Origin of the sequence: Zhengella sp. (assembly GCF_041397485.1) — a bacterium.
GTDB lineage: Bacteria > Pseudomonadota > Alphaproteobacteria > Rhizobiales > Rhizobiaceae > Zhengella.
In genome coordinates, this window is record NZ_JAWKWO010000001.1 from 269,341 (window position 1) to 292,027 (window position 22,687).

Annotated in this window: 18 protein-coding genes; 12 read left to right on the top strand and 6 right to left on the bottom strand. The window is 65.9% G+C overall.

Going from position 1 to position 22,687, the window contains the following annotated elements:
- Nucleotides 1-17 precede the first annotated feature (17 nt).
- On the top strand, nucleotides 18-1,670 hold the full coding sequence (locus tag R3D65_RS01165; RefSeq protein ID WP_371273396.1) for a flavin-containing monooxygenase: 1,653 nt from the start codon (nucleotides 18-20) through the stop codon (nucleotides 1,668-1,670).
- Between the two features lie 98 nt (nucleotides 1,671-1,768).
- Here R3D65_RS01165 and R3D65_RS01170 read toward each other — a convergent pair whose 3' ends face one another.
- A complete protein-coding gene (locus R3D65_RS01170) occupies nucleotides 1,769-2,959 on the bottom strand; it encodes an NADH:flavin oxidoreductase/NADH oxidase (protein ID WP_371273397.1) in 1,191 nt (396 codons plus the stop codon).
- Nucleotides 2,960-3,154: 195 nt separating this feature from the next.
- Between R3D65_RS01170 and chrA the strand changes: the two genes are divergently transcribed.
- Complete coding sequence (gene chrA, locus R3D65_RS01175; RefSeq protein ID WP_371273398.1) at nucleotides 3,155-4,372, top strand: chromate efflux transporter; 1,218 nt, start codon at nucleotides 3,155-3,157, stop codon at nucleotides 4,370-4,372.
- Nucleotides 4,373-4,384: 12 nt separating this feature from the next.
- Here chrA and R3D65_RS01180 read toward each other — a convergent pair whose 3' ends face one another.
- Entirely contained in the window at nucleotides 4,385-6,013 is a 1,629-nt protein-coding gene (locus R3D65_RS01180) for a thiamine pyrophosphate-binding protein (protein ID WP_371273399.1), read from the bottom strand.
- A 294-nt stretch (nucleotides 6,014-6,307) separates the two neighbouring features.
- Nucleotides 6,308-7,249 (bottom strand): glycosyltransferase family 4 protein, encoded by a 942-nt coding sequence (locus R3D65_RS01185; protein ID WP_371273400.1) that lies wholly within the window; start codon nucleotides 7,247-7,249, stop codon nucleotides 6,308-6,310.
- Nucleotides 7,250-7,437: 188 nt separating this feature from the next.
- Between R3D65_RS01185 and R3D65_RS01190 the strand changes: the two genes are divergently transcribed.
- Complete coding sequence (locus tag R3D65_RS01190; protein ID WP_371273401.1) at nucleotides 7,438-9,054, top strand: glycosyltransferase; 1,617 nt, start codon at nucleotides 7,438-7,440, stop codon at nucleotides 9,052-9,054.
- Nucleotides 9,044-9,859 carry a glycosyltransferase family 25 protein gene (locus tag R3D65_RS01195; RefSeq protein WP_371273402.1) on the top strand — a complete coding sequence of 272 codons (816 nt, stop codon included), beginning with the start codon at nucleotides 9,044-9,046 and terminating at the stop codon, nucleotides 9,857-9,859. Before R3D65_RS01190 ends, R3D65_RS01195 begins: the two co-directional genes overlap by 11 nt.
- 19 nt (nucleotides 9,860-9,878) lie before the next feature.
- Here R3D65_RS01195 and R3D65_RS01200 read toward each other — a convergent pair whose 3' ends face one another.
- Entirely contained in the window at nucleotides 9,879-10,910 is a 1,032-nt protein-coding gene (locus R3D65_RS01200; protein ID WP_371273403.1) for a diguanylate cyclase domain-containing protein, read from the bottom strand.
- A gap of 46 nt (nucleotides 10,911-10,956) precedes the next feature.
- Nucleotides 10,957-12,720, bottom strand: a complete 1,764-nt coding sequence (locus R3D65_RS01205) for a methyl-accepting chemotaxis protein (protein WP_371273404.1) — start codon at nucleotides 12,718-12,720, stop codon at nucleotides 10,957-10,959.
- A gap of 242 nt (nucleotides 12,721-12,962) precedes the next feature.
- Here R3D65_RS01205 and R3D65_RS01210 point away from each other — a divergent pair, with 242 nt between their 5' ends.
- Nucleotides 12,963-14,630, top strand: coding sequence for an acyl-CoA dehydrogenase family protein (locus tag R3D65_RS01210; RefSeq protein WP_371273405.1), 1,668 nt, complete (start codon nucleotides 12,963-12,965; stop codon nucleotides 14,628-14,630).
- 12 nt (nucleotides 14,631-14,642) lie between these two features.
- Here R3D65_RS01210 and R3D65_RS01215 read toward each other — a convergent pair whose 3' ends face one another.
- A complete protein-coding gene (locus R3D65_RS01215) occupies nucleotides 14,643-15,227 on the bottom strand; it encodes a helix-turn-helix domain-containing protein (protein WP_371273406.1) in 585 nt (194 codons plus the stop codon).
- A gap of 130 nt (nucleotides 15,228-15,357) precedes the next feature.
- On the opposite strand from R3D65_RS01215, the gene R3D65_RS01220 reads away from it, so the two are divergent.
- Genes R3D65_RS01220 through R3D65_RS01250 form a run of 7 tightly spaced genes read left to right on the top strand, consistent with a single transcriptional unit; the run spans nucleotide 15,358 to nucleotide 22,640 of the window.
- Nucleotides 15,358-16,503 carry an NAD(P)/FAD-dependent oxidoreductase gene (locus R3D65_RS01220; protein WP_371273407.1) on the top strand — a complete coding sequence of 382 codons (1,146 nt, stop codon included), beginning with the start codon at nucleotides 15,358-15,360 and terminating at the stop codon, nucleotides 16,501-16,503.
- The gene (locus R3D65_RS01225) at nucleotides 16,500-17,789 is read left to right on the top strand and encodes a TRAP transporter large permease (protein WP_371273408.1); all 1,290 of its coding nucleotides are present in this window, start codon (nucleotides 16,500-16,502) and stop codon (nucleotides 17,787-17,789) included. The genes R3D65_RS01220 and R3D65_RS01225 overlap by 4 nt, the downstream gene beginning before the upstream one ends.
- A 49-nt stretch (nucleotides 17,790-17,838) precedes the next feature.
- Nucleotides 17,839-18,810, top strand: coding sequence for a TRAP transporter substrate-binding protein (locus tag R3D65_RS01230; RefSeq protein WP_371273409.1), 972 nt, complete (start codon nucleotides 17,839-17,841; stop codon nucleotides 18,808-18,810).
- Complete coding sequence (locus tag R3D65_RS01235; protein ID WP_371273410.1) at nucleotides 18,807-19,370, top strand: TRAP transporter small permease; 564 nt, start codon at nucleotides 18,807-18,809, stop codon at nucleotides 19,368-19,370. Before R3D65_RS01230 ends, R3D65_RS01235 begins: the two co-directional genes overlap by 4 nt.
- The gene (locus tag R3D65_RS01240; protein WP_371273411.1) at nucleotides 19,367-20,818 is read left to right on the top strand and encodes a M81 family metallopeptidase; all 1,452 of its coding nucleotides are present in this window, start codon (nucleotides 19,367-19,369) and stop codon (nucleotides 20,816-20,818) included. The genes R3D65_RS01235 and R3D65_RS01240 overlap by 4 nt, the downstream gene beginning before the upstream one ends.
- On the top strand, nucleotides 20,815-21,666 hold the full coding sequence (locus R3D65_RS01245) for an alpha/beta fold hydrolase (protein WP_371273412.1): 852 nt from the start codon (nucleotides 20,815-20,817) through the stop codon (nucleotides 21,664-21,666). The genes R3D65_RS01240 and R3D65_RS01245 overlap by 4 nt, the downstream gene beginning before the upstream one ends.
- Nucleotides 21,663-22,640, top strand: a complete 978-nt coding sequence (locus R3D65_RS01250; protein WP_371273413.1) for an ornithine cyclodeaminase family protein — start codon at nucleotides 21,663-21,665, stop codon at nucleotides 22,638-22,640. Before R3D65_RS01245 ends, R3D65_RS01250 begins: the two co-directional genes overlap by 4 nt.
- Nucleotides 22,641-22,687 lie beyond the last annotated feature (47 nt).

Genomic DNA, 22,687 nt, shown 5'->3' on the forward strand with positions numbered 1-22,687 from the left:
GAACCGGGAGGAAAGCCATGAGCACCAACCAGACGGCCACACCGGCCGAGGGCCAAGCCACGCGTGTCGACGTTCTCGTCGTCGGAGCCGGTTTCGGCGGCATGTACGCGCTCTACAAGTTCCGCGGCATGGGCCTGAAAACCGTCGGCATCGAGGCTGGCGACGACGTGGGCGGGGTCTGGTACTGGAACCGCTATCCGGGCGCGCGCTGCGACCTGATGAGCATCGACTACAGCTACGGGTTCTCCGACGAGATCCAGCAGGAATGGACGTGGTCGGAACAGTTCGCCGCGCAGCCGGAAATCCTGGCCTATGCCAATTTCGTCGCCGACCGGCTCGACCTGCGCAAGGACTTCAAGTTCAACACGCGGGTGACGAGCGCGCGCTGGGACGAGGAGCAGAACGTCTGGCGTGCCACGACCGATGCGGGCGAAGTGCTGGAAGCGCCCTATTGCGTGATGGCGACAGGTCCGCTGTCGATCCCCAAGGATCCCGACATTCCCGGCATTGAAAGGTTCAAGGGCGAGTTGCTGCGGGCCCAGAAATGGCCGCACACGCCGGTGAGCTATGCCGGCAAGCGCGTCGGCGTGATCGGCACCGGGTCGACCGGCATCCAGATCATCCAGGAAATCGGACCGCAGGCGGGTGAACTGTTCGTCTTCCAGCGCACGCCCAGCTTCACCCTGCCGATGCGCAACCATGACCTCGATGCCGACTACGTGGCCGAGATGAAGCACCACTACCCGGCCATCCGCGAAGCCTGCCGCAACAACCCGACCGGCGGCGCGCGGCCGATTTCCACGCGGCCCTTCTTCAGCCTGCCGCCGACGCAGCGCCGCCAGCTCATGGAGCAGGCCTGGATCAATGGCGGCCATACGTTCCTCGGCATCTTCTCCGACCTGATGCTGAACCAGGATGCCAATGACGAGGTGGCCGACTTCGTGCGCGAGAAGATCGGCGAGATCGTCAAGGACGCGAAGACCGCGGAGGCGCTCAAGCCGCGCGGCTATCCCATCTTCGCGCGCCGGCCCTGCCTCGACACGTCCTATTACGAGACCTACAACCGCGAGAACGTCCACCTGGTCGACTGCAAGAACGATCCGATCGTCGAGATCACCGAAAAGGGCATTCGCACCCAATCCGGCGAGACCGAACTCGACATGCTGATCTTCGCCACCGGCTATGACGCGCTGACAGGCGCGCTGCTGGCCTTCGACGTCACGGGGCGCGACGGCATTTCGCTGAAGGACAAGTGGAAGGATGGCCCGACATCGCTTTACGGCATGATGCTCAACGGTTTCCCGAACCTGTTTGCCGTGAGCGGTCCCAACGGCCCGGCGGCGCTGGCCAACCTGATCACCATTGCCGAGCATGACGTGGACTGGATCGCGGACATGATCACGCATATGGACCGCGCGGGCGTGAAGTCGGTCGAGCCGACGCAGCAGGCGGAAGATGCCTGGATGAAACTGGTCGCCCAGCTTGCCGAGCATTCGCTGATCCGCAAGGCAAACACCTGGTGGGTCGGCGCCAACGTCAAGGGCAAGCCACAGGGCCTGACCATGTTCGTCGGCGGTTTCAACAAGTATCGCGACCATTGCCTGAAGGCGAAGCAGGACGGCTATGCCGACTTCGTCTTCGACCGCGAAAAGCAATCCGCCGCCGCCTGAGCGGCGGTTCTGGCCGCCGCCGCCTGAGCGGCGGGTCGGGCCGCCGGCATCCGCTTGTGGCGGGCCGGCGGCACGTGTTCAGCACGTCTGGAAATGCCCTATTTCGCGCCCAGGCGCGGACGATCCCAGGCGGAAGCGCTGGGCCGGTCTGCCTGGCTGCTGCTGCCGGCAGGCCGGCTTGTCGGATGCGCCAGCGTGTAACCGGTCCAGTTGTTGGGACGCGCGCGCAGATATTGCGGCGGGTAGTCGAGATCGGCGCCCAGTTCGGCGGCCGCATGCCAGCCCCAGCGCGGATCATCCAGCATGGCGCGGGCGAGCGCCACGCAATCGGCCTGCCCGGATGCCACGATCTCCTCGGCCTGTCGCGCATCGACAATGAAGCCCACGGCCATGGCCTGCAATCCGGTCTCGGCCTTCACGCGGGCGGCGAAGGGCACCTGATGACCCGGTGCTGCCGGCGGGATGACCGCATCGGGCACCAGATTGCCCGCCGACATGACGGCATAGTCCACGCCTTCGGCCTCCAGTGCCCGGGCAAAGGCGAGCGCATCATCCGGCGTCGCGCCATCGGGATGCCAGTCGGTGCTGTTGACACGCACGCCAAGCGCGACCTTTCCGTCAGCCGCGTCCCGGACGGCGCGGACCACCTCCAGCGGAAAACGCATCCGGTTCGCGAGGCTGCCGCCATAGGCATCCGTGCGGCGGTTGGTGAGCGGCGACAGGAAGCAGTGCAGCAGGTATCCATGCGCGGCATGCACCTCGATGAGATCGAACCCGGCACGCACGGCCCGCCGCGCCGCATCGGCGAAGGCGTCCACGATGGCTGCGATGCCGTCCACCGTCAGTTCCGCGGGCACGGCCCAATTTTCGTTGTAGGCAAGCGCGGATGGCGAACAGGTCTGCCATGCCCCTTCTTCCGGCGGCAGGGATTCACCTTTCCAGCGATCCCTGATGGAGCGGGCTGAGCCGCGCCGCCCGGCATGGCCAAGCTGGATCCCGATCCTGGCGCGCGACAGGTTCCGCACCTCGCGAACGATGGCTGTCAGCGCCGCCTCCTGCTCATCGGAATACAGGCCGAGGCAGCCGTGGGTGATGCGCCCGCGCGCTTCCACCGCGGTGGCTTCCAGGATGACGAGACCGGCACCCGACATCATGAGATTGCCGATGTGGATCAGGTGCCAGGGTTGCGCCATCCCGTCGACGGCGCTGTACTGGCACATGGGCGAGACCACGATCCGGTTCTCCAGTTCCAGCGGTCCCAGTTGCAGCGGTGAAAACAGTGCGCTCATGACATCCTCCCGATTGCCGCCCGGCTTCAGGGGCAATAGTGAAGGAAGCCCGGCGCCTTTGCGAAGGGCCAGCAGGCAAATGCGCGAAGTTCATGGATGTGAATTGCGTGACAGGGTCACAGGCTTCTTCACACGCGTGACATCGCAACCGGCCATCCGGACCCGGAGGCGCGGGAAACGGCACATAGCAGAACCATGAAGTGGGAAAAAGCAGCGGACAGGACAGCGAAGGCGGGGTCGGCTGGCGAGGTTTTCCTGGCCTTCCTGAAACTCGGGCTGACATCGTTTGGCGGGCCGATTGCCCATCTGGGCTATTTCCGGGACGAGCTGGTGATCCGGCGCAGGTGGATCGACGAGGCCGGTTATGCCGATCTCGTCGCGCTGTGCCAGTTCCTGCCCGGCCCTGCCTCCAGCCAGGTTGGCTTCGCACTCGGCCTGTTGCGCGGTGGCCTGGCCGGAGCGCTCGCCGCCTTCACGGCATTCACCCTGCCCTCGGCGGTTCTTCTCGTCGTCTTTGCCATGGGTGCCACCGCCTTCGGCGGGCCCGTCGGCGGCGGCTTGCTGCATGGCTTGAAGCTGGTTGCCGTCGCCGTGGTCGCGCAGGCCGTCTGGGGCATGGCGCGCAGTCTCACGCCGGACCGCGAGCGGGCCAGCATTGCCCTGGCCGCGGTACTGATCGTGGTTTTCAGCGGCAGCGCGGCCGGCCAGATGACGGCCATCGCCCTTGGCGGCATCGCAGGGCTCGTGCTGTGCCGAACGGACTGCACGGGCCCGGCGCCGCGGCTGGCATTCCGCCTGCCCCGTGGCACGGGCTTCATGTGCCTTACGCTCTTTCTGGTGCTGCTGGCCTGCCTGCCGCTGGCAAGCGCGGCAAGCGGCTGGCAGGGCCTGGCACTGTTCGATGCTTTCTACCGCGCGGGCGCGCTGGTGTTCGGTGGCGGGCATGTCGTCCTGCCCTTGCTGGAGGCGGAGGTCGTGGCGCCGGGATGGGTGTCGGAGAGCACCTTTCTGGCCGGCTATGGCGCGGCGCAGGCCGTGCCCGGCCCCTTGTTCACCTTCGCCGCCTATCTTGGCGCGGTCACGGGCCCTGACCCGTCCGGTGTGGCGGGTGCGGCCATCGCGCTGGCGGCCATCTTTCTGCCGGGCTTCCTGCTGCTTCTCGGCATGTTGCCCTTCTGGGACCGGTTTCGCGCCATGCCTGCCGCGCAAGCCGCGATGCGCGGCGCCAATGCCGCCGTGGTCGGCATCCTGGCGGCGGCGCTGCACGATCCGGTCTGGACGAGCGCCATCCTCTCTCCGGGCGATTTCGCGCTGGCGCTTGCAGGCTTCGTCCTGCTTGCTGCCTGGAAGGCGCCGCCCTGGGCCGTCGTGCTGCTTCTGGCCATTGGCGGCGCGGGCCTTGCCTCGGCCTGAAGCCGCCGTGCCTCACAGCCGCATGCGCGGTACGTCATTGGGATCGAGGCTCAGTTCGATGAGCAGCGGCCGGTCGCGCTTGCCGATGGCGTCAATGGCCGTTTCCAGGTCCCGGGCGGAACGCACGGCGATGCCCTGGCCACCCAGCGCCGTCGCCACGTCGGCAAAGGATGGCCAGTCGAACTGCGCCAGGCTCGGATCCATGCTGCGATCGAGAAACTGGATGTGCTCCGCGCCATAGGCGGAATCGTTGCAGACGATGACGATCAGATCCTGCTTCAGGCGCACGGCCGTGTTGAACTCGTTGATCCCGCCCATCATGAAGCCGCCATCGCCCGTGAACAGCACGACCGGCTTTTGCGGCGCGGCAATGGCGGCGCCGATGGCTTCGGGCAGGCCAAGCCCGATCGAGCCGAAATTCGCGGTTACCAGAAGGCTCGCCGGATCGGGCACCGACACGCGGCACCAGACCTCGGTCATGAAACGGCCGCCGTCGGTGGCGAGAATCCTGTCGCGGGGAAGCGCCTCCTCGAGGCGATCCAGCGCATGGACATAGTTGACCGTGCCCGCCCGTGCCTTGTCGGCATCGCCCTTCGGGTGGCAGGTCAGGGCTTCCATGTCCAGTTCGCCGGTAAAGCCGGTGGCCGGGATCTCGGCCTCGTCGAGCCAGTAGACGATGTTATCGGCCGTCAGGCCGGCGTCGGCGGTCAGGGCCGCATCGGGATGAAAATTGCGACCGATATCGGCCGGGTTCTCATTGACCACGATCACGCGCTTGCCCTTCATCAGGGCGCCCTTGTCGGTGGTGAAGTAGTGCAGGCTGGCGCCAAAGGCGATCACGCAATCGGCATCGGCAATGGCGTCGTAGGCCGCCGGTGTGCTGAGCGTGCCGAAAATGTCCATGTTGTAGGGATGTCCGTTGAACAGGCCCTTGGCCTTCAGCGTGGTGGCAAGCGGCGCCTCCATCCGGTCGGCAAGGCGGACCAGCTTGTCGCGCGCGCCCACGGCGCCGCCGCCGGCCAGGATGATCGGCCGCTTCGCCGAGGCGATCATGCCGATGGCCTCGTCCAGTGCATGGCCCTCCGGCACATGGGCGGGCGTGTCGAAGGTCTTGAAGACCATCTTTTCATAGCCTGCCTCCTGCCACATGAAATCCGCCGGCATGTTCAGCACGATCGGCCGCTTCTCGACCCGGGCGCGATAGAAGGCGTTGGCGATGTCATAGGCGACCGTTTGCGGCGTTCGCATCTGCTCAAATCCGGCGCCCGTGACCTTCACCAGTTCGCGCTGGTCGATGCTTTGCAGATGCTGCGGCATTTCCACCGGCGTATCGCCGGCCAGCAGGACCATCGGCACATGGCCGCGCACGCCCTCGGTCAGCGCCGTGACGCAATTGGTCAGGCCGGGACCGTGGGTGACGGTGGCAACGCCCACCTTGCCGGACACGTGCGACCAGGCCAGCGCCATGAGCACGGAACTGCCTTCGAATGCGGCGGGAATGAACGTTCCGCCGCCGTGGCGGACATAGTGGTCCACCATGAACAGGTTTGCATCGCCCATCAGGCCGAAAAGCGTATCGGCGCCATGATCGAGGAGCGACCGGGCAATTGCCTTGTAGGTATATTGCTTTTCACCGGACATGCGCTTCAAGCCTTCTGCTGTTTCATTGCCGGGCAGATTGCCAATGCCCGCCTGACGCGAACCGTTCCACGCCCGCAGCGGCCAACGGTTTGCGGACAGCCGGCGTGCGGCAGCACTCATTCACTGATAGCGCACATGCGGCACAAAAGGCATGCAAAACGGCAATCATTTCCGCCAAGCGATGCATGCTGTACGCATTTCATCCCAACTTCATGCAAGAAGCGTGTGAGCGGCTCAATGCGACGAGCGATCGGCTGCTTCGCCCGATGGCGAAACGGAGCTGGCGCGGCTCGCCTATGGGGCGCCGGCAGCCTCATGCCATTTCGGACCGAGCGCGGCGCTGATTGCCGCGCGGCGGGTTGCAGGGCCGAATTGCCGCTCGACAAGGTGACGGCCCGCTTCCGCCAGACGCCGGGCAAGGGCCGGCGTCGTCATCACCGCTTCCAGCGCGACGGCGAATTCCCGCGCGTCATCGGCTTTGAGAAAATGGACGCCATCTTCCAACCCGAGGCCCTCGACCGCCTTGCCCGTGGCAACGACAGGACATCCCACGGCCAGGGCCTCCAGCACCTTGATGCGCGTGCCGCCGCCCTCGCGCAACGGCATGGCCGCCACCTGCGCGGTCTCGTAGACCGGGCGCAATTCGGGCGGATTCTCGGTCAGGCGATGGCCACGGCTCTCCACCAACCGCTTCAGCTTCGCCTTCGGGCTGCGGCCGCACACATGCAACCGGGCGCCGGGCAGGCGTTGCTGCAGGCGCGGCATGATGGACTGGCAAAGTTCCAGCACAGCACGCCTGTTCGGCGGGTAGCGCAAGTGCCCGACAAAGAGGATATCCTGTGCCGGCGCCAGGGGCTTGCCGGGCGTTTCCAAACACCATTGCGGCACGGGATTGGCTATGACGCTGACCGGCACTTCGATTCCCAGAGCGCGCGCATGGTCGTGGTCGCGGGTGGAGCAGGTCCAGATTTCGCCGGCCAGACGGGCGATGCGGCGGTCGGCCTGCCGGGCCGCGGCAAGCCGCCTCGCCCAGACAAGAGGCGTCAGCGGACGCAGCGGGCGGGGAAGGCGCGCGCGCAGAACATCCGCCAGCAGGCGGCTCTCGACATTGTGAAAATCGACAATCAGACGCAGGCCGGGAAATTCAGCCCGTACCGCCTCGACAGCCTGAAGAAGACCGACACCTTCGAACAACACGCAGACCGGCCGCTGCCGGCGGATCGTTTCCAGCAGCATCGCGACCTGCGCCGGTTCCAGTTCCGCGACGGTCGGGGCACAAGTCCGCCGGCGTCCTTTTCGCGCAACGGGCCGAAAACTGAAGCAGGCGCTAAAATCCAAGGTTGATAAATTACTCAAATTTGTGGCATTGCGGATTTCAGCACCGGACTGGCGTCCATCGTTTTCGAGAATACAGACTTGCAGAAATGACATTTGAGCGTACCGGCGGCGTTCCCCGCATCATTCACCAGACATGGCGTAGCAGAACCGTTGCGCCCGAGAAAGGGGATCCGGAAAGCTGGAAGCGCCTCAATCCGGACTGGGAATACCGCTTCTGGACAGATGAGGACCTGCGCGCCTTCATGGCGGAGGAATTCCCGCATCTCATTGATCTGTTTGACGGTTACTCTCTCCCCGTGCAACGGGCCGACCTTGCCCGCTACTGCATCCTGTACCGGATCGGCGGGCTCTATGCCGACATCGACACGCGTTGCCTGGCCACGGTGGAGCCCCTTGCCGGCGACGAGCGGGTCATCCTTTGCGAGGAACCCGGAGAGCATCAGCACCATGGCCGTGTGCGCGGCCTGGACACCTTGTTCTTCAACGGCACCATGGCCTCGCCGCCGGGCCACCCGTTCTGGGAATCGGTCTTGAATCATGTTGTGCTCATGTATCCTCGCCGCGATGCCGATGTCCTCGATACAACCGGGCCTTGTATCCTGACCGCCGCCGTTTCGCAGTGGCAGGACCGGGACAGTCTGGCACTGAACTCCTCGCATCTCTTCTCCGGCCTCACCTCGCTCGGCGGGCACACGGGCGATGCGCGATGGGGTCCCTATGGCCACCTGACCTGCTCGGAGCATCTCTGGCAGGGGAGCTGGATCGACAATGTGAGAATGCCATGGCTGAAGCGGCGGCGGGCGCAATGGAAGAGGTTCCGTCACGAAGTGCTATCGCGCAGCAAGCGGCTGACCCTTGCGGATGCGCGCAGGCAGATCGATACCGGCCTCTTGACCCGCCCCCTGCCGCCGGAAGAAAAGCACCCCTCCATCGCGGTCCTCATTCCCGTGCGCAATGGCGAGGCGTTTCTGGAAAACGGCGTGGAGCAGCTTCTGGCTCTCGACTATCCAAAGGACCGTCTGCACGTCGTTTATGGCGAGGGCGACAGCGAGGACCGCACGCCGGAGGTGATCGCCGAAATCATTGCGCGGCACGGGGAAACATTCGCCAGCATATCCTCTGTCCGGGTCGAGCGGAACGGGCCGCGCCTCTCGCGCTCGCAGCGCTGGGACACGCGGGCCCAACTGGCGCGCCGTTCGGGCATAGCCATGGCGCGAAACGACCTGCTGCGGGCAGCGGCCGGGCTGGATGCCGACTGGTTCCTGTGGATCGATGCCGATGTCATCGGCCTGCCCCGCGACCTGCTGCAAAGGCTGCTGGCGGCAAGGGCCAAGATCGTCACGCCGGATTGCGTGCTGAAACCCGGCGGCGCGAGCTATGACCTGAACGCCTTTCTCTATATCCGCAAGCCCAGCCGGGCCGAATATTACAGCTACATCCGCCACGGCCTCTTCCAGCCGCCGCTGCAATATCCCCCACGCCGCCATCTGCACGACCTGCGCTATCTGGAAAGGGTACCGCTGGACAGCGTCGGCGGCACGGCGCTTCTCGTTCATGGCGACGTCCACCGCGCTGACCTGGACTTTCCCGAGATTCCGTACCGCGATCTTGTTGAGACCGAGGGATTCGGAACCTTGGCGCGCGATCTCGGTCTCACGCCGATCGGCCTGCCGGGCGTCGAGGTCGTCCATCATGCGTCCTGACGCCGGTTCATCGGCGACGGTCATCCTCGTGATGACATGCGCCCTGTCCCCGAGGGAACGCCTGACGGCGGCGCGGCGGCAGCTCGACGAGCACCTGGGCGACTGGACGGGTCTGTTCGTTCAGGGCGCGGTGGCCGGGGACGATGCCGCGACCCGACTGCTCGATTCGAGCCGGGCCAGAATGTGGTCCAAACATCCGCTGACGCCCACGGAGGTCGCTTGTTACACCTCGCACCGGCGGTGCTGGGAGGTCCTGCTGAACGGGCCATGGGAACAGGCCCTGGTGCTGGAAGACGATTTCCTGCTTCGCGATCCGGAAACCGTGCGCAAGGCCCTGCATTCCGCCGGCCTGCTGCTGTCGCAGGGGCGCAATCTGGTCAAGCTGTTCGACTACCCGCGCAGCCGACCGGATGACTACGGCCTCTCCCGGCATGTGGGTGGCCTGACGCTGATGAAATGGAAGCGGCCAAGGGCCGGAACGGTCGGCTACCTGGTGTCACGGGACGGTGCGCAGCGTCTGCTCGCGCGGCGCAAGGTCTTCCGGGCCGTGGACGAGGACATCAGGCTGTATTGGGAACTGGGGCTCGATGTCTGGTCCGTTCCCGGAAACCCGGTGACGGACAATGGCGAAGCGCTGGGCGGCAGCCTGCTGGAGCAGGGACGGCGCAAGTCCCGGAACCGCTTGCGATTGCGCGCGATCAAGGGCTTTCTGATCGGAGCCTATCGAACCGTGGCAAACCTTGTTGCCTTCCGGCAGGCATTCCGGCGTCAGCAATCCGCCCGCCCGGACCGCGCTTTGACGTAGGCGACAGCCGAAGGCCAGGTCAGGACGCGCGCTTCCTGCCCTCGCCCATGTCGATGCGCCCTTGCCGCTGGCCGGAATCCGCTTTCGACACGGCCTTCTGGCAATACATGCGGGTATCGGCATGGTGCACAAGTTCGTCGGCGGTCAGGCCGCCAGCCGGTGCGCCGGCATGTCCGATGCTCACGTCGACGCGCAGCCGCACGCGGTCAAGCCCGATCGGCGCGGCAACGGCTGCACGAATGCGCTCGGCGAAGGCCTCGCCATCGCCAGGCGCCCTGCCGTGCCGGCGCAGCACGACGAATTCATCGCCGCCAAAGCGGGCAAGGGATCCATCGCTGCCGACGGCATTTTCAAGGCGCCGTGCAACGGTTTTCAGGATCTCGTCGCCGACCAGATGGCCATGACGGTCATTGATGAGCTTGAAACCGTCCAGATCAATGAAGAACACCTCCACATGGCCGCTTTCCGCCGCCAGCGCCTGTTCCAGCCCCGCGAAGAACCGGCTGCGGTTTTCCAGCCCGGTGAGCGCGTCATGGCTGGCCATGAACAGTGCCCTTTCCTCGGCCTGGCGGCGCTCGCGGATCTCGCAAACCAGCTTTTCGTTGGCCTGGCGAAGCAGCCTGTTGGAGTCGGAGAGCCGGCGCATGGCCCATTGGCGCGATTCCTGAACCCGGATGCGAGCCAGCGCGACAGCGAAATCCATCGGTTTGGTGATGTAATCGTTGGCGCCTGCCGCGAAGGCCTCGACCATGTCGTCGGAAGCCGCCCTTGCCGTGGCGACGATCACCGGCAGGTCTGTTTGCGACCGGCGCAGGCGGATGCGCCGCAGCGCCTCGATGCCCGACATTCCGGGCATCATCCAGTCCATGATCACAATATTGACGTCGCCGGCCTCCAGACGCCGAAGCGCGGCCGCTCCATCGCCTGCCACCTCGACGCCATAGCCGCGACGGGCCAGCAGCCGCGATAGCAGGTCGCGGTTTTCCTCCACGTCATCCACGACCAATATGCGCGTGGGGCCGCCGGCCACCTTCTGCATCTGTTCCGACATGGGCGCGTCGCTCTCCTTTCAAGGCCGGCCGGTTACCGGCCCCTGTTCAAAACTCTTCCCACGTGTCTGCCGCCAGCGCGGCATTGCCCTCGACCAGCCGCATGCGGGGACGCTGTGCAGGGGCATCCGCAGGCGTTTCGGCCGTGGCCTTGCGCTCCGGTTCACCGACATGGAAACGGTCCAGCAAGCGGGCCAGGGCGGCGGCCTCATGCGCCAGGCTGTGGCTTGCCGCTGTCGACTGCTCGACCATGGCCGCATTCTGTTGCGTGTTGCGGTCGATCTCGGAAATCGCCCTGTTGATGTCCTGAAGGCTGGCGGCCTGTGCCGTTACGGCCTCGACGATGGCCGAGACATTGCCGGTGATCTCGCTGACATCGGCGCCGATGGCCTCCAGTTCCCTGCCTGTCTCGCCGACGAGGCGGGATCCTGTCTGCACGTGGCGTTCGGAATCGGAGATCAGTTCCTTGACGTCATTGGCCGCCGTGGCGCAGCGCTGCGCCAGTTCGCGCACTTCCTGGGCGACGACGGCAAAGCCCCTGCCCGCCTCTCCCGCCCGGGCCGCCTCGATGCCGGCATTGAGTGCAAGCAGGTTCGTCTGGAACGCGATCTCGTCGATCATCCCGATGATGTTGTTGATCTTTCGCGCCGATTCCTCGATCTGTGCCATGGAGGCGATGGCATTCTTCACCGTCTCGCCCGATTCGCGGGCCCGGCCATGGGTGCGCGAGACAAGGGCTCCGGCCTGCTGCGACCGGGTTGCCGTCTCCTTCACCGAAACGGTCACTTCCTCGATGGATGCGGCGGTCTGTTCCACGGCAGCGGCCTGCTGCTCGGTGCGGCGCGCCATGTCGTCGGCGGCAGCGCCGATCTCGCCCGAAGCGCCATCGATGGCCGATGCATTGCGCCGGACGGTGGCCATGGCATCCTTCATCCGGGCAAGCGAGGCGTTGAAATCGGTGCGCAGCGATTCCAGCGCGGGCGCGAACGGTTCGGTGATCTGCTGGTCGAGACGGCCATCGGCAAGGCCGTTCAATCCCTTGCCCAGCACAGCGACGTCGGCCATGGTGGCGGACAGGTCGGTGGCGATCTTGAGCACCTTCACGACCTTGCCGGCGGCGTCGAAAATGGGGTTGTAGCTCGCCTTCAGCCAGACCGTCCGCCCGCCCTTCGCGGTGCGCCGGAAATCGCTGGCGATGAACTCACCCGACGACAGGCGCTCCCAGAACGTGCGGTAATCGGCGCTTCTGGCATGATCGGGATCGACAAACATGGAATGATGACGGCCAACGATCTCACCAAGCTCGTAGTCCATCGTGGCGCAGAAATTGTCGTTTGCGGTCAGAATCCGGCCCGAAGGATCGAACTCGATGACGGCCTGCGCGCGCGAAATGGCCGCCAGCTTGCTGTCGGCTTCCGCCGCCTGCTGCTTTTCGGCGGTGATGTCGGTGGCGAATTTCACCACCTTTTCACAAATGCCCTTGCGCCCGCGCACCGGGTTGTAGGTGGCATGAAGCCAGAGCAGCCGCCCGCCTTTCGCGATGCGGGCGAAATCGCCGGAAAGGAACTCGCCCTGCTGCAGCTTGTTCCAGAATTCACGGTACCCGCTGCCGGCTGCCGTCGTTTCGTCCACGAACATCGAATGGTGACGGCCCACCAGTTCGCTGACGGCATATCCGGTGGCCGCGCAGAATTGCCGGTTCGCGCGCAGGATGTTGCCTTGCATGTCGAACTCGACGACAGCGAGGGAACGGTCCAGTGCGGAAAGCACTGCCTGCGCATCGCGCGCGCCTCCATTGAAGATGTTTCGCATCGCTTGTTCCCGTCCACTTTTTCCCGACGGTTAAAGGTATTTTTCTAATGTTTAATTTTTTACAGCCCGGAACAGGCGAAAACTGACCGTGCGCGCGCGCCCCACTCCGCATGCGATTGCGATTTCCGAAGCGCGCCAGACGCGTTCAGGCCGCTCGCCTGCTGGCGCGTTGACGATTTCGGGATTGACGGTTACGTCAAAGGAAGCGACACAAGCCTGACAGTCCTGCCGGGGAGGAAGGCATGCCCAAATTCGCACCAGCAATCGAGCTCGCCACCCATGAGGTCGCCAACCAGCCGTCAGAATATTACGGCAGGAACCTGTATCTGAACGATCCGGCCATGCGCGATGCCATCCGGCGGGAAGCCGGATCATGGCTGGATGAGCGCATGGCGCGCCTCGGCGCTGAAGCGGGATCGGAAAAGGTCCTGGAATGGGGGGAACTGGCCAACCGCCACGGGCCGGAACTCGTCTCGTTCGACCGCTACGGCCGGCGGCTCGACGAGGTGCGCTTTCACCCCTCGTACCACCACCTCATGGCGCTGGCCATGGAGCACAATATCCATGACGTGGCCTGGACCGTGGAGGATCCGTCATCCCATGTCGGCCATTTCGGCCTGCTGGCGCTGTTCACCCAGGCCGAGGCGGGCACCATGTGCCCGATCAACATGACCTATGCGGTGGTTGCCTCGCTCAGGCAGCAGGGGGAGGCCGCGCGGCCGTGGCTGGAGCGCATTCTCGGCGGACGATACGATCCGGACATCAAGCCCATCGGCGCCAAGGCCGGCATCACCATGGGCATGGCAATGACCGAAAAACAGGGCGGCAGCGACGTGCGCGCGAACACCACACGCGCCTTCCCCATCGATGCCGGGGCCGGTCACTACCGGCTCGTCGGGCACAAGTGGTTCTGCTCGGCACCGATGTCGGACGGGTTCCTGACGCTGGCCTATACAGAGGCCGGCCTGTCCTGTTTCCTGGTGCCGCGCATCACCCCTGACGGGCGGCGAAACGGCATTCACGTGATGCGCCTCAAGGACAAGCTCGGCAACAAGTCCAATGCGTCGAGCGAGATCGAATACCACGATGCCTTCGCCATCCTGCTGGGTGAACAGGGTCGCGGCGTCAACGTCATCATCGACATGGTTCACCATACGCGGCTTGGCACGGTGGCCGGAACCGTCGGCATCATGCGCATGGGCTTCCTGCAGGCGCTCCACCATGTGCGCGGACGGCGCGCCTTCCAGAAGACGCTGATCGATCAGCCGCTCATGCGCGCCGTGATCGCCGATCTGGCGGTCGAATACGAGGCGGCGGCGGTGCTGGGTGCGCGGGTGGCGCGCATGTTCGGCGGTTCGGATCCGCGATCGAAGGCCTTTGCCCGCATAGCGGTCGCGCTGGCCAAATACTGGCTGACCAAGCGCAATCCGAACTTCGTCTTCGAATGCATGGAGTGCCATGGCGGCGCCGGCTATGTGGAGGAAACGCCCATGCCGCGCCTGTTCCGCGAATCCCCGCTCAACGCGATATGGGAGGGCTCGGGCAATGTCATCGTGCTGGACGTGTTGCGCACGCTTCGCAAGGAGCCCGAGGCCCTTGCCGCGCTTTTCTCCGAGATCGAGCCGGGGCTCGGGCGCGACGACGATCTCGACATGGCGGTTCAAGGCGTGAAGACCATGCTCGACGGCCCGCTTGGCGAGGGCGCCGGCAGGCTGCTGGTGGAGCGCCTGGCGCTGGTGCTGCAGGGCGCGCTCCTGGTCCGCTTCGCCCCGGCGCCGGTGGCGCGGGCCTTCTGCGCGACGCGCCTGGGCGGTGCGGGCGGGCACATGTTCGGCGTGATGCCCGAGGATATCGATGTCGATGGCATTCTCGACCGGCACCTGGCGGCCCTCGACGCCGGTCTCGCCTGATCCCGGCTGCCGTCAGGACGCCACGCAGACGACAAGGATACGCGCGTCGCGGTCCTCGTCCGATGCATAGAGGTGGCCGCGTGCGCTGTCGAAATAGATGGAATCGCCCTCGCTGAGGACAACCGGATCGCGCCCTTCCAGATGCACGGTGACGACGCCTTCCAGCACCAGCAGGAACTCCTGGCCCGGATGGCGGACGAATTCCTCGAAATCCTTGATGTCATGGGCTTTCAGCGTGCCCATCATCGGCGTCATCGCCTTCTGCCACAGTTCCGGAAACAGCATCTCGTAGACATAGTTCGCGGTTTCCTGGCGGCTGAACTCGCCCTTCCTGGCCACGGCGAAGCCGCCCGGCTCGAACCGGCTGCCCTCGGCGGTGAAGAAGGCCGCCATGTCTGCCTCCAGCCCCTGCGCCAATTGCGCCAGCCTGTCATAAGTCAGCGCGATGACGCCGCGTTCGGCCTTTGAAATGGTCGACACAGCAAGGCCCGACCGCTCGGCCACCGTTGCAAGCGTCCAGCCCTTTTCCCGTCTGAGCCTGCGGATTTGCTGACCGAAAGCGATCCGCTGGCTGTCCGGTTTCTCGTTGTTGTCCATGGCACGCTCCCGGAAAAGGAGTGCGATCCTAATCCGCCCTCCCGTCCGCGGCAAATCGTTTTTCCTTTCAGAAAATTCGCTTTTCCAATCGGAAAATCAGTGCTAGCGTTCTTGCCCAGGGAGAGGTTTCATGGCGCAGACGACGGACGGCCACGACATCATCGTCATCGGTGCGGGCATTGCCGGGGCATCGGTGGCAGCCGGGCTTGCCGGCCATGCGCGGGTGCTTCTTCTGGAGCGCGAGGAAAGACCCGGCTATCACACGACAGGGCGGTCGGCCGCGCTGTTCACCATTGCCTACGGGCCGCCGGTCATCCGCGCCCTGTCGCGCGCCTCGCACGCCTTCTTCCGCGATCCCGGCAGTCCGTTCATACAGCAACCGCTGCTGAAGACGCGCGGCGTCATCTTTGCCGGCCACGAAGGACAGGCGGACGCGCTGACGGACCTTCAGGACGAACTGGGCGCGGCGGTGCGGCCACTGGATACGCAGACAGCGCTTGCCATGATGCCGCTGATCCGCCGCGACTACCTGGCCGCGGCGCTGATGGATGAAAGCGCCGCCGATATCGATGTCGATCAGCTGCACCAGCACTATCTCAAGACCTTCCAGGCGCAAGGCGGCACGCTGCGCACGCATGCCTGCGTCACGGCCATCGCGCGCGAGGGTGGCGGCTGGAGTGTCGAGGCCGGCGGCGAGCGTTTTTTCGCGGACACGGTGGTCAACGCATCCGGCGCCTGGGCCGACGAGATCGCCGCCATGGCCGGCGTCGCGCCCGTCGGGCTGATGCCGAAGCGCCGCACGGCGGTTCTGATCGATCCGCCTGCGGGCTTCGAGCCCGACAAGCCGCAGACATGGCCCATGGTCGTGGACGCGGAGGAGGAATTCTACATCAAGCCGGATGCCGGCCTGCTGCTGATTTCGCCGGCCGACGAAACGCCCTCCCCACCTTGCGATGCGCAGCCCGAAGAGCTTGACGTGGCGATCTGCGTGGACCGGATCGAGCGGGCCTTCGACGTCTCGGTTCGCCGTATCGCGCACAAATGGGCGGGCCTGCGCTCCTTCGTGGCGGACAAGTGCCCGGTGATCGGCTACGCACCTGACGCCAAGGGCTTCTTCTGGCTGGCCGGACAGGGCGGCTATGGCATCCAGAGCGCGCCGGCCGCCGCGCGGACCGCCGCCGCGTTGGTGCTCGGGCAGGAGATTCCGGCCGACATTGCCGCCGAGGGCGTCAGCGCCGAAGCGCTCAGCCCGGCGCGTGCGGGATTGCGGCGATGATCTGGCTCGTGCTGGCCGCCGGGATCGTCCTGCTCGCCTCCGGCCTCGCGATTGCCTATGTCATCGGCGCGGCCGCGGTCCTGGCCTTCATCGCCACCGACAACACCCGTTATCTCGCCATCCTGCCGCAGCAGATCTTCTCCAAGATCGATGTCTTCGCGCTGATGGCGATGCCGCTGTTCATCCTGGCCGGCGAACTGATGAACAGGGGCGGCATCACACGGGTTCTCATCGACCTCGCCATGGCCATGGTCGGGCGGCTGCGCGGCGGGCTCGGCCATGTCAACATCATGACCAGCGTGTTCTTCGCCGGCATTTCGGGCTCTGCTGTGGCCGATTCCGCGGCCGTTTCCAACACGCTGGTGCCGGCCATGCGCGAACGCGGCTACGACCTGGAATATGCCAGCGCCATCACCGCGGCGTCCTCGATCATCGGGCCGATCATTCCGCCGTCGATCATCCTGATCTTCTACGGCGCGCTGATGAGCACGTCCGTCACGGCCCTGTTCATCGCCGGCATCGTGCCCGGATTGCTGCTTGCTGCCTCGCTGATGGCCGCCAATGCCATCTATGCCCGCATTCATCGTCACCCCCGCCTTGAAGCCGGCGATGTACCGCCCTTCCTGCCCGCCCTTCTCCACGCCCTGCCCGCGCTGCTGGTGCCCGCCATCATCCTGGGCGGCATCGTGTTCGGCCTGATGACACCGACAGAAGCGGCCGCCGTGGCCGTCGCGGTGGCCTGGGCTGGCGGCTATCACTATGAACGCATGGGGCTGGATGCGGTCTGGCAGGCGTTCCGGCGCACAGCCATGCTGTCGGGCGCGATCTTCCTGCTGATCGCCGCCGTTTCCGCGCTCGGGCATCTCAGCGCGCTGGAACGTGTGCCGGAAGCGATCTCTGCCACGGTCGATGCCATGGGCCTGGGTCCGGTCGGCTACATGATCGTGCTGAACGTGCTGTTCCTCGTCGCCGGCATGTTCCTGGACATACCCGTAGCGCTGGCGCTGCTGGTGCCATTGCTGGCGCCGACCGCGCTTGCGCAGGGCGCCGATCCCGTTCACCTTGGCATCGTGCTCTGCTTCAACCTGTGCATCGGGCTGGTCTCGCCACCGCTTGGCGGCTGCCTGCTGATGGTGACCACGGTGACAGGGGTGAACTACTGGCGCCTGGCGCGCGCGGTGATGCCGTTCGTGCTGGTGGAGGTTTTCGTGCTGGCGCTGCTGGTCACCTTTCCGCAGATCAGCCTGGCGCTGCCGCGCGCATTCGGACTTGCGGGTGGAGGATGACCCGCATGCCAACGCATTGGTTCAAGCAAGGAAAACAGGGAGACGCGCAATGAAACGATTTGCTTTTATGGCTGCATTCGGGGCCGCACTCGCCATGGCGACCGCGGCAACAGCACAGGTCAAGGTTTCGCTCGACAGCCCGCCGGATCTGGAAGGATCGGGCAGCTATGTCTGGGCCCATACCTTCAGCGAGCACCTCAATGCCAACGGCATGAAGGCCGAGGAATTCCAGCGCGGCGCGCTGGGCAGCGATGCGGAGGTCTTCGATCAGGTCAGCCAGGGCCTTGTCGAGGTGGCGATGGCGCCGCTCAACATCGTCGGATCGCTGGACAAGCTGATCTTCGGGCTGCGCCTGCCCTATTTCTTCGCCGACATGGAAGAGGTCGACCGCGCGCTTTACGATGGCGGCATGCTGGCGCGCATCAACGAGGGCACGACGCCGGGCGGCGTGCGCGTCGGTGCGGTGACCACCGTGGGTCCGGCCACCGGCATCTTCAATACCAAGCGCGACGTGAATTCGCTGGCCGACATGGAAGGCCTACGGATGCGCGCGCTGGATGAGAGCCAGATCGAGCTCTACAAGAGCTGGGGTGCATCGGGCACGATCGTGAGCTGGGCGGAAGTGCCAAATGCGCTGCAGACGGGCGTCGCCGACGGTTACATGAACCCGGCCTTCGTGCCGCTGCTGTTCGGCCATACCGACTTCATCAAGCATTTCACCGACGCTGCCGTGGCGCCGTCGCTGCGCATCGCGATCATTTCCGAACAGTGGTACGAGGGGCTTTCGGACGCCGACCGCAAGACGGTGGACGATGCCATCGCCGCCGCCGACAAGGCCAATCGCGACTGGCTCGGCACGCAGTCCGGCGTCATCGACAAGCTGAAGGCGGCCGGTGTGTCGGTGGTCAACCTCTCGGACGCGGCGCGCGCGGAATTCCGCAAGGCCTCCGAAGCCACCTATGACAGCGGCCTCATCACGCCCGAGCAACTCGCCGAATGGCGCAAGGCCAAGGGCGAATGACGGCGATGAACCGCCTTGCAACCGGTCTCGGCCGCCTTTCGGCCGGGATCGACCGCGTGGCCATGGTGCTGGCCGTGGCCGCGCTCTTCGTGATGCTGGGCGCAGCGCTGTGGCAGACCGTGGCGCGCTACATCTTCGCCTCGCCGCCCATCTGGACGGAGGAACTGGCGCGCCGCGCCATGGTGTGGGCCGGCATGCTGGGCGCCTCCTGCGCCTTTCGCGCCGGCGCCAACCCGGTGCTGTTTCCCGCCATGCTCGCCATTGGCGGGCGCACAGGCGCCGCACTTGCCCTGTTGCGCGCTGCCGGCGTGGTGCTGTTCGCCGCACCGGTTCTATGGTTTTCCGTCTTCGCGCCGGGCATGAACATGGCGCGCGGCTTTCTGGGCCGAAGCCTCGGACGGCAGGGCGAAATGCTCGACATTTCCATGATCTGGTTCACGGCAGCCGTGCCGGTCGCCTTTGCCATCATCATCATTCACCTATTGGCCCTGTCGGCTGCCGGCCTTGCCGGCCAGCAGGCGGCGGGCGGCGTTCCGACCGGGAGGGAACAAGCAAAATGAAGGTCTTCATCGCCGGCCTGAGCACCGAGACGAATTCGTTTTCACCGCTGCCCACCGGCACTCTGAGCTTTGACGAAGCGGGCATCCGCCATGGCGACGCGACAGCCCATCCGAAGGAATATTTCACCGCGCCGCTGCACATCTGGCGCGCGGCGGCAGAAGCGCGCGGCTGGGACGTGGTGGAATCCCTGTCGGCCCATGCCCAGCCTGCCGGTCCGACCGTACGCAAGGTCTACGAGGACTTCCGCGACGAGATCGTGGCCGACCTGAAGCGCTGCGGCGGGGCGGACATCGTGCTGCTGGCACTGCATGGCGCGATGATCGCCGACGGGTACGACGATTGCGAGGGTGACCTGATCGCCCATTGCCGCGCGGCCGCGCCGGACGCGGTGATCGGCGGCCTGCTCGATCCGCATTGCCATCTGACCGAAACCATGCTGACACAGGCAACGCTTCTGGTCGCCTTCAAGGAATATCCGCATATCGACATTCCCGAACGGGCCGAAGACCTGTTCCGTCTGGCCGCCGACACCGCCGCCGGCAAAATCCGGCCGGTCATGCGCGATTTCGATTGCCGCATGATCCTTGCCATGCCGACGCCCTCCGGGCCGATGCGCGACTTCGTCGACGCCATGGCCGCGCGCGAGGGCAAGGACGGCATCCTGTCGCTTTCCATCGCGCATGGCTTTCCCTGGGGGGATCATCCGCGCACCGGCACACGGACCTTCGCCATCATGGACGGAGACGAGGCCGGCGCGGCGCAGGTCGCTGAAGAGCTTGGCCGCTCGCTTTACGCGATCCGCCACCAGTTGCTGCCCGACATGGCCGATATCGACCGGGCGCTGGACATGGCTGAAGCCGAGCCAAGCGGCCCGGTGGTGCTGGCCGACGTGTCCGACAATGCCGGCGGTGGCGCGCCGTCGGACGCCACGTTTCTGCTGCGCGCCATGATCGAACGCGGCATGACCTCGGTTGCAACCGGGCTCTACTGGGACCCGGTGGCGGTGCGCATCTGCCGGGAAGCCGGCGAAGGCGCGACCCTGCCGCTCAGGCTCGGCGGCAAGTGCGGGCCGATGTCGGGCGATCCGCTCGACCTGACCGTCACGGTGCGCAAATGCGCCTCCGGCCTGACACAGCGCTTCGGCACCTTGCCCGCGCCGATGGGCGAAGCGGTCTGGATCGAGGCGAACGGCATCGACATCGTCATCAATGACGTGCGCGGCCAGACCTTCCACCCGGAAGCCTTCGAGCAACTGGGCATCGACCTGTCGAAGCGCCGCTATGTCTGCGTGAAGTCCTCCAACCATTACCAGGCAGGCTTCAACCCGATCGCCGCGCGCGTCATTCCTGTCGCCACGCCCGGCGCGATCACGCCGGACTATGCCAACATTCCCTATCGCAAGCGGGCACGCGACTACTGGCCCGCAGTGCCGGATCCGCTGTCATGACCAATGCCCTGATTGCCGCGCGCGACGCCTTCGCGCTTGCCCATCCCGAACAGCGCGCCGTGTTCGACGGCCGCGACTGGGGTTTTCGCGACATCGGCAGCGGCCCCTGCCTGCTGCTCATCCCTGGCACGCTGGGGCGCGGTGACATTTTCTGGCAACAGATCGAGGCGCTTTCGGACCGGCTGCGCATCGTTGCCGTCTCCTATCCCGACCGTGGCGGCATCGCGGACTGGGCGGACGACCTGTTCGCGCTCCTCGACCGGCTTGGCATCGCGCAAGCCAGCGTGCTCGGCAGTTCGCTGGGTGGCTATCTGGCGCAGTTCATGGCGGGGACATGGCCCGAGCGCGTGGAGCGGCTCATCGCGGCCAACACGCTGCATTCCGTGGCAGGCCTTGCCGGGCGCATGCCCTATGCGCTCGACCTGATGGCCGCGCCCATCGACGATCTGCGCGCCGGGTTCGGCAACGGGCTGAATGTCTGGCGCGACACCCATCCGGACCAGGGCGACCTGGTCGCGCTGCTGTTGCAGGAGGCCGGCGGGCGCATCCTGGAAGGCGAGTTGCGCGCACGGCTGAACGCGCTGAAGACCGCGCCGGAGCTGCCGCCGGTGCCGCTGGCGCCGAACCGCATCTTCACTGTCGAGGCCGATGACGACCCGCTGATCCCGCCGGACATGCGCGTGGCGGTGCGCGAACGGCTGCAACCCGGCACCGCCTATCGCTTCCTGCATGGCGGCCATTTCCCCTATGTCGTGCGGCCGGACCACTACACCTCCATGCTGGCGACGATGATGAACCTGGAACAGACCGGCCCCGCCTGGGGCGAAGGCAAGGAGCGAACGGCATGATCGTGTTGAGCCATTCGGATGTGGAAGCCCTGCTTTCCATGAAGGACGCCATCGCGGTGATCGCGGGCGTGATGCCGCAGGTTTCGGCCGGCAAGGCGGAATTGCCGCTGCGCAGCGTCATTCCCGTGGGCGGGGCGAACCGGATGGGCATCATGCCGGGAGCACTTGCCGAAGCGGGCTGCTATGGCATCAAGCTCGTCAGCCTGTTTCCCGGCAATCCGGCCAGGGGCCTGTCTTCCCATCGCGGCGCCATGGTGCTGTTCGAGGCGGAAACGGGAGAGGCGACCGCCATGATGGATGCCAGCCTTCTGACCGCGGTGCGCACGGCGGCAGCAAGCGGCGTGGCGACGCGGGCACTGGCCCGCCCGAATTGCGAGACGCTGGCCATTGTCGGTTATGGCGAGCAGGCCGAACACCATCTCGCTGCCATGGCCGAGGTGCGGCCCATCCGCCGCGTCACCGTTGCAGGCCGTTCGGCGGACAAGGCAGCGGCCTTCTGCGAGCGGGCGGCCTCACGCCATGCGGGCCTGACCTTTTCCTCGACAACCGACATCGAGGCTGCCGTGCGCGATGCCGATCTCGTCTGCACGGTCACCGCCTCGCCGGTGCCGGTTCTCAAGGGCGACTGGCTGGCTCCGGGCTGCCATGTCAACGTCGTGGGATCTTCCATTCCCAGCATGCGCGAGGTGGACGACCGCTTCGTCGAACGGGCCTCGATCTGGGTCGACTACCTGCCCTCGACACTGGCTCAGGCCGGCGAGATCGTGGACATGATCGCCGCAGGCCGGTTTTCCGCCGATGCGATCCGGGCGGAAATCGGCAATGTGCTGGCCGGCAAGGCGCCAGGGCGCGCGTCGTCCGACGAGATCACGGCCTACCGCTCGCTCGGCATCGCGGCGCAGGATCTGGCCGCCGCACAATTCGTCGTCAACCGGGCCATCGCACAGGGACGCGGGCAGAGCGTTTCGCTGTAGGACCGGCCAGCCGCCCTTCCCGAACGCGGCCGCAACGGGTATCACCA

What these genes read in the sequence shown, in the direction of transcription:
- R3D65_RS01165 (WP_371273396.1), top strand. Translation starts at nt 18, where the DNA reads ATGAGCACCAACCAGACGGCCACACCGGCCGAGGGCCAAGCCACGCGT.
- R3D65_RS01170 (WP_371273397.1), bottom strand. Translation starts at nt 2,959, where the DNA reads ATGAGCGCACTGTTTTCACCGCTGCAACTGGGACCGCTGGAACTGGAG.
- chrA (WP_371273398.1), top strand. Translation starts at nt 3,155, where the DNA reads ATGAAGTGGGAAAAAGCAGCGGACAGGACAGCGAAGGCGGGGTCGGCT.
- R3D65_RS01180 (WP_371273399.1), bottom strand. Translation starts at nt 6,013, where the DNA reads ATGTCCGGTGAAAAGCAATATACCTACAAGGCAATTGCCCGGTCGCTC.
- R3D65_RS01185 (WP_371273400.1), bottom strand. Translation starts at nt 7,249, where the DNA reads ATGCTGCTGGAAACGATCCGCCGGCAGCGGCCGGTCTGCGTGTTGTTC.
- R3D65_RS01190 (WP_371273401.1), top strand. Translation starts at nt 7,438, where the DNA reads ATGACATTTGAGCGTACCGGCGGCGTTCCCCGCATCATTCACCAGACA.
- R3D65_RS01195 (WP_371273402.1), top strand. Translation starts at nt 9,044, where the DNA reads ATGCGTCCTGACGCCGGTTCATCGGCGACGGTCATCCTCGTGATGACA.
- R3D65_RS01200 (WP_371273403.1), bottom strand. Translation starts at nt 10,910, where the DNA reads ATGTCGGAACAGATGCAGAAGGTGGCCGGCGGCCCCACGCGCATATTG.
- R3D65_RS01205 (WP_371273404.1), bottom strand. Translation starts at nt 12,720, where the DNA reads ATGCGAAACATCTTCAATGGAGGCGCGCGCGATGCGCAGGCAGTGCTT.
- R3D65_RS01210 (WP_371273405.1), top strand. Translation starts at nt 12,963, where the DNA reads ATGCCCAAATTCGCACCAGCAATCGAGCTCGCCACCCATGAGGTCGCC.
- R3D65_RS01215 (WP_371273406.1), bottom strand. Translation starts at nt 15,227, where the DNA reads ATGGACAACAACGAGAAACCGGACAGCCAGCGGATCGCTTTCGGTCAG.
- R3D65_RS01220 (WP_371273407.1), top strand. Translation starts at nt 15,358, where the DNA reads ATGGCGCAGACGACGGACGGCCACGACATCATCGTCATCGGTGCGGGC.
- R3D65_RS01225 (WP_371273408.1), top strand. Translation starts at nt 16,500, where the DNA reads ATGATCTGGCTCGTGCTGGCCGCCGGGATCGTCCTGCTCGCCTCCGGC.
- R3D65_RS01230 (WP_371273409.1), top strand. Translation starts at nt 17,839, where the DNA reads ATGAAACGATTTGCTTTTATGGCTGCATTCGGGGCCGCACTCGCCATG.
- R3D65_RS01235 (WP_371273410.1), top strand. Translation starts at nt 18,807, where the DNA reads ATGACGGCGATGAACCGCCTTGCAACCGGTCTCGGCCGCCTTTCGGCC.
- R3D65_RS01240 (WP_371273411.1), top strand. Translation starts at nt 19,367, where the DNA reads ATGAAGGTCTTCATCGCCGGCCTGAGCACCGAGACGAATTCGTTTTCA.
- R3D65_RS01245 (WP_371273412.1), top strand. Translation starts at nt 20,815, where the DNA reads ATGACCAATGCCCTGATTGCCGCGCGCGACGCCTTCGCGCTTGCCCAT.
- R3D65_RS01250 (WP_371273413.1), top strand. Translation starts at nt 21,663, where the DNA reads ATGATCGTGTTGAGCCATTCGGATGTGGAAGCCCTGCTTTCCATGAAG.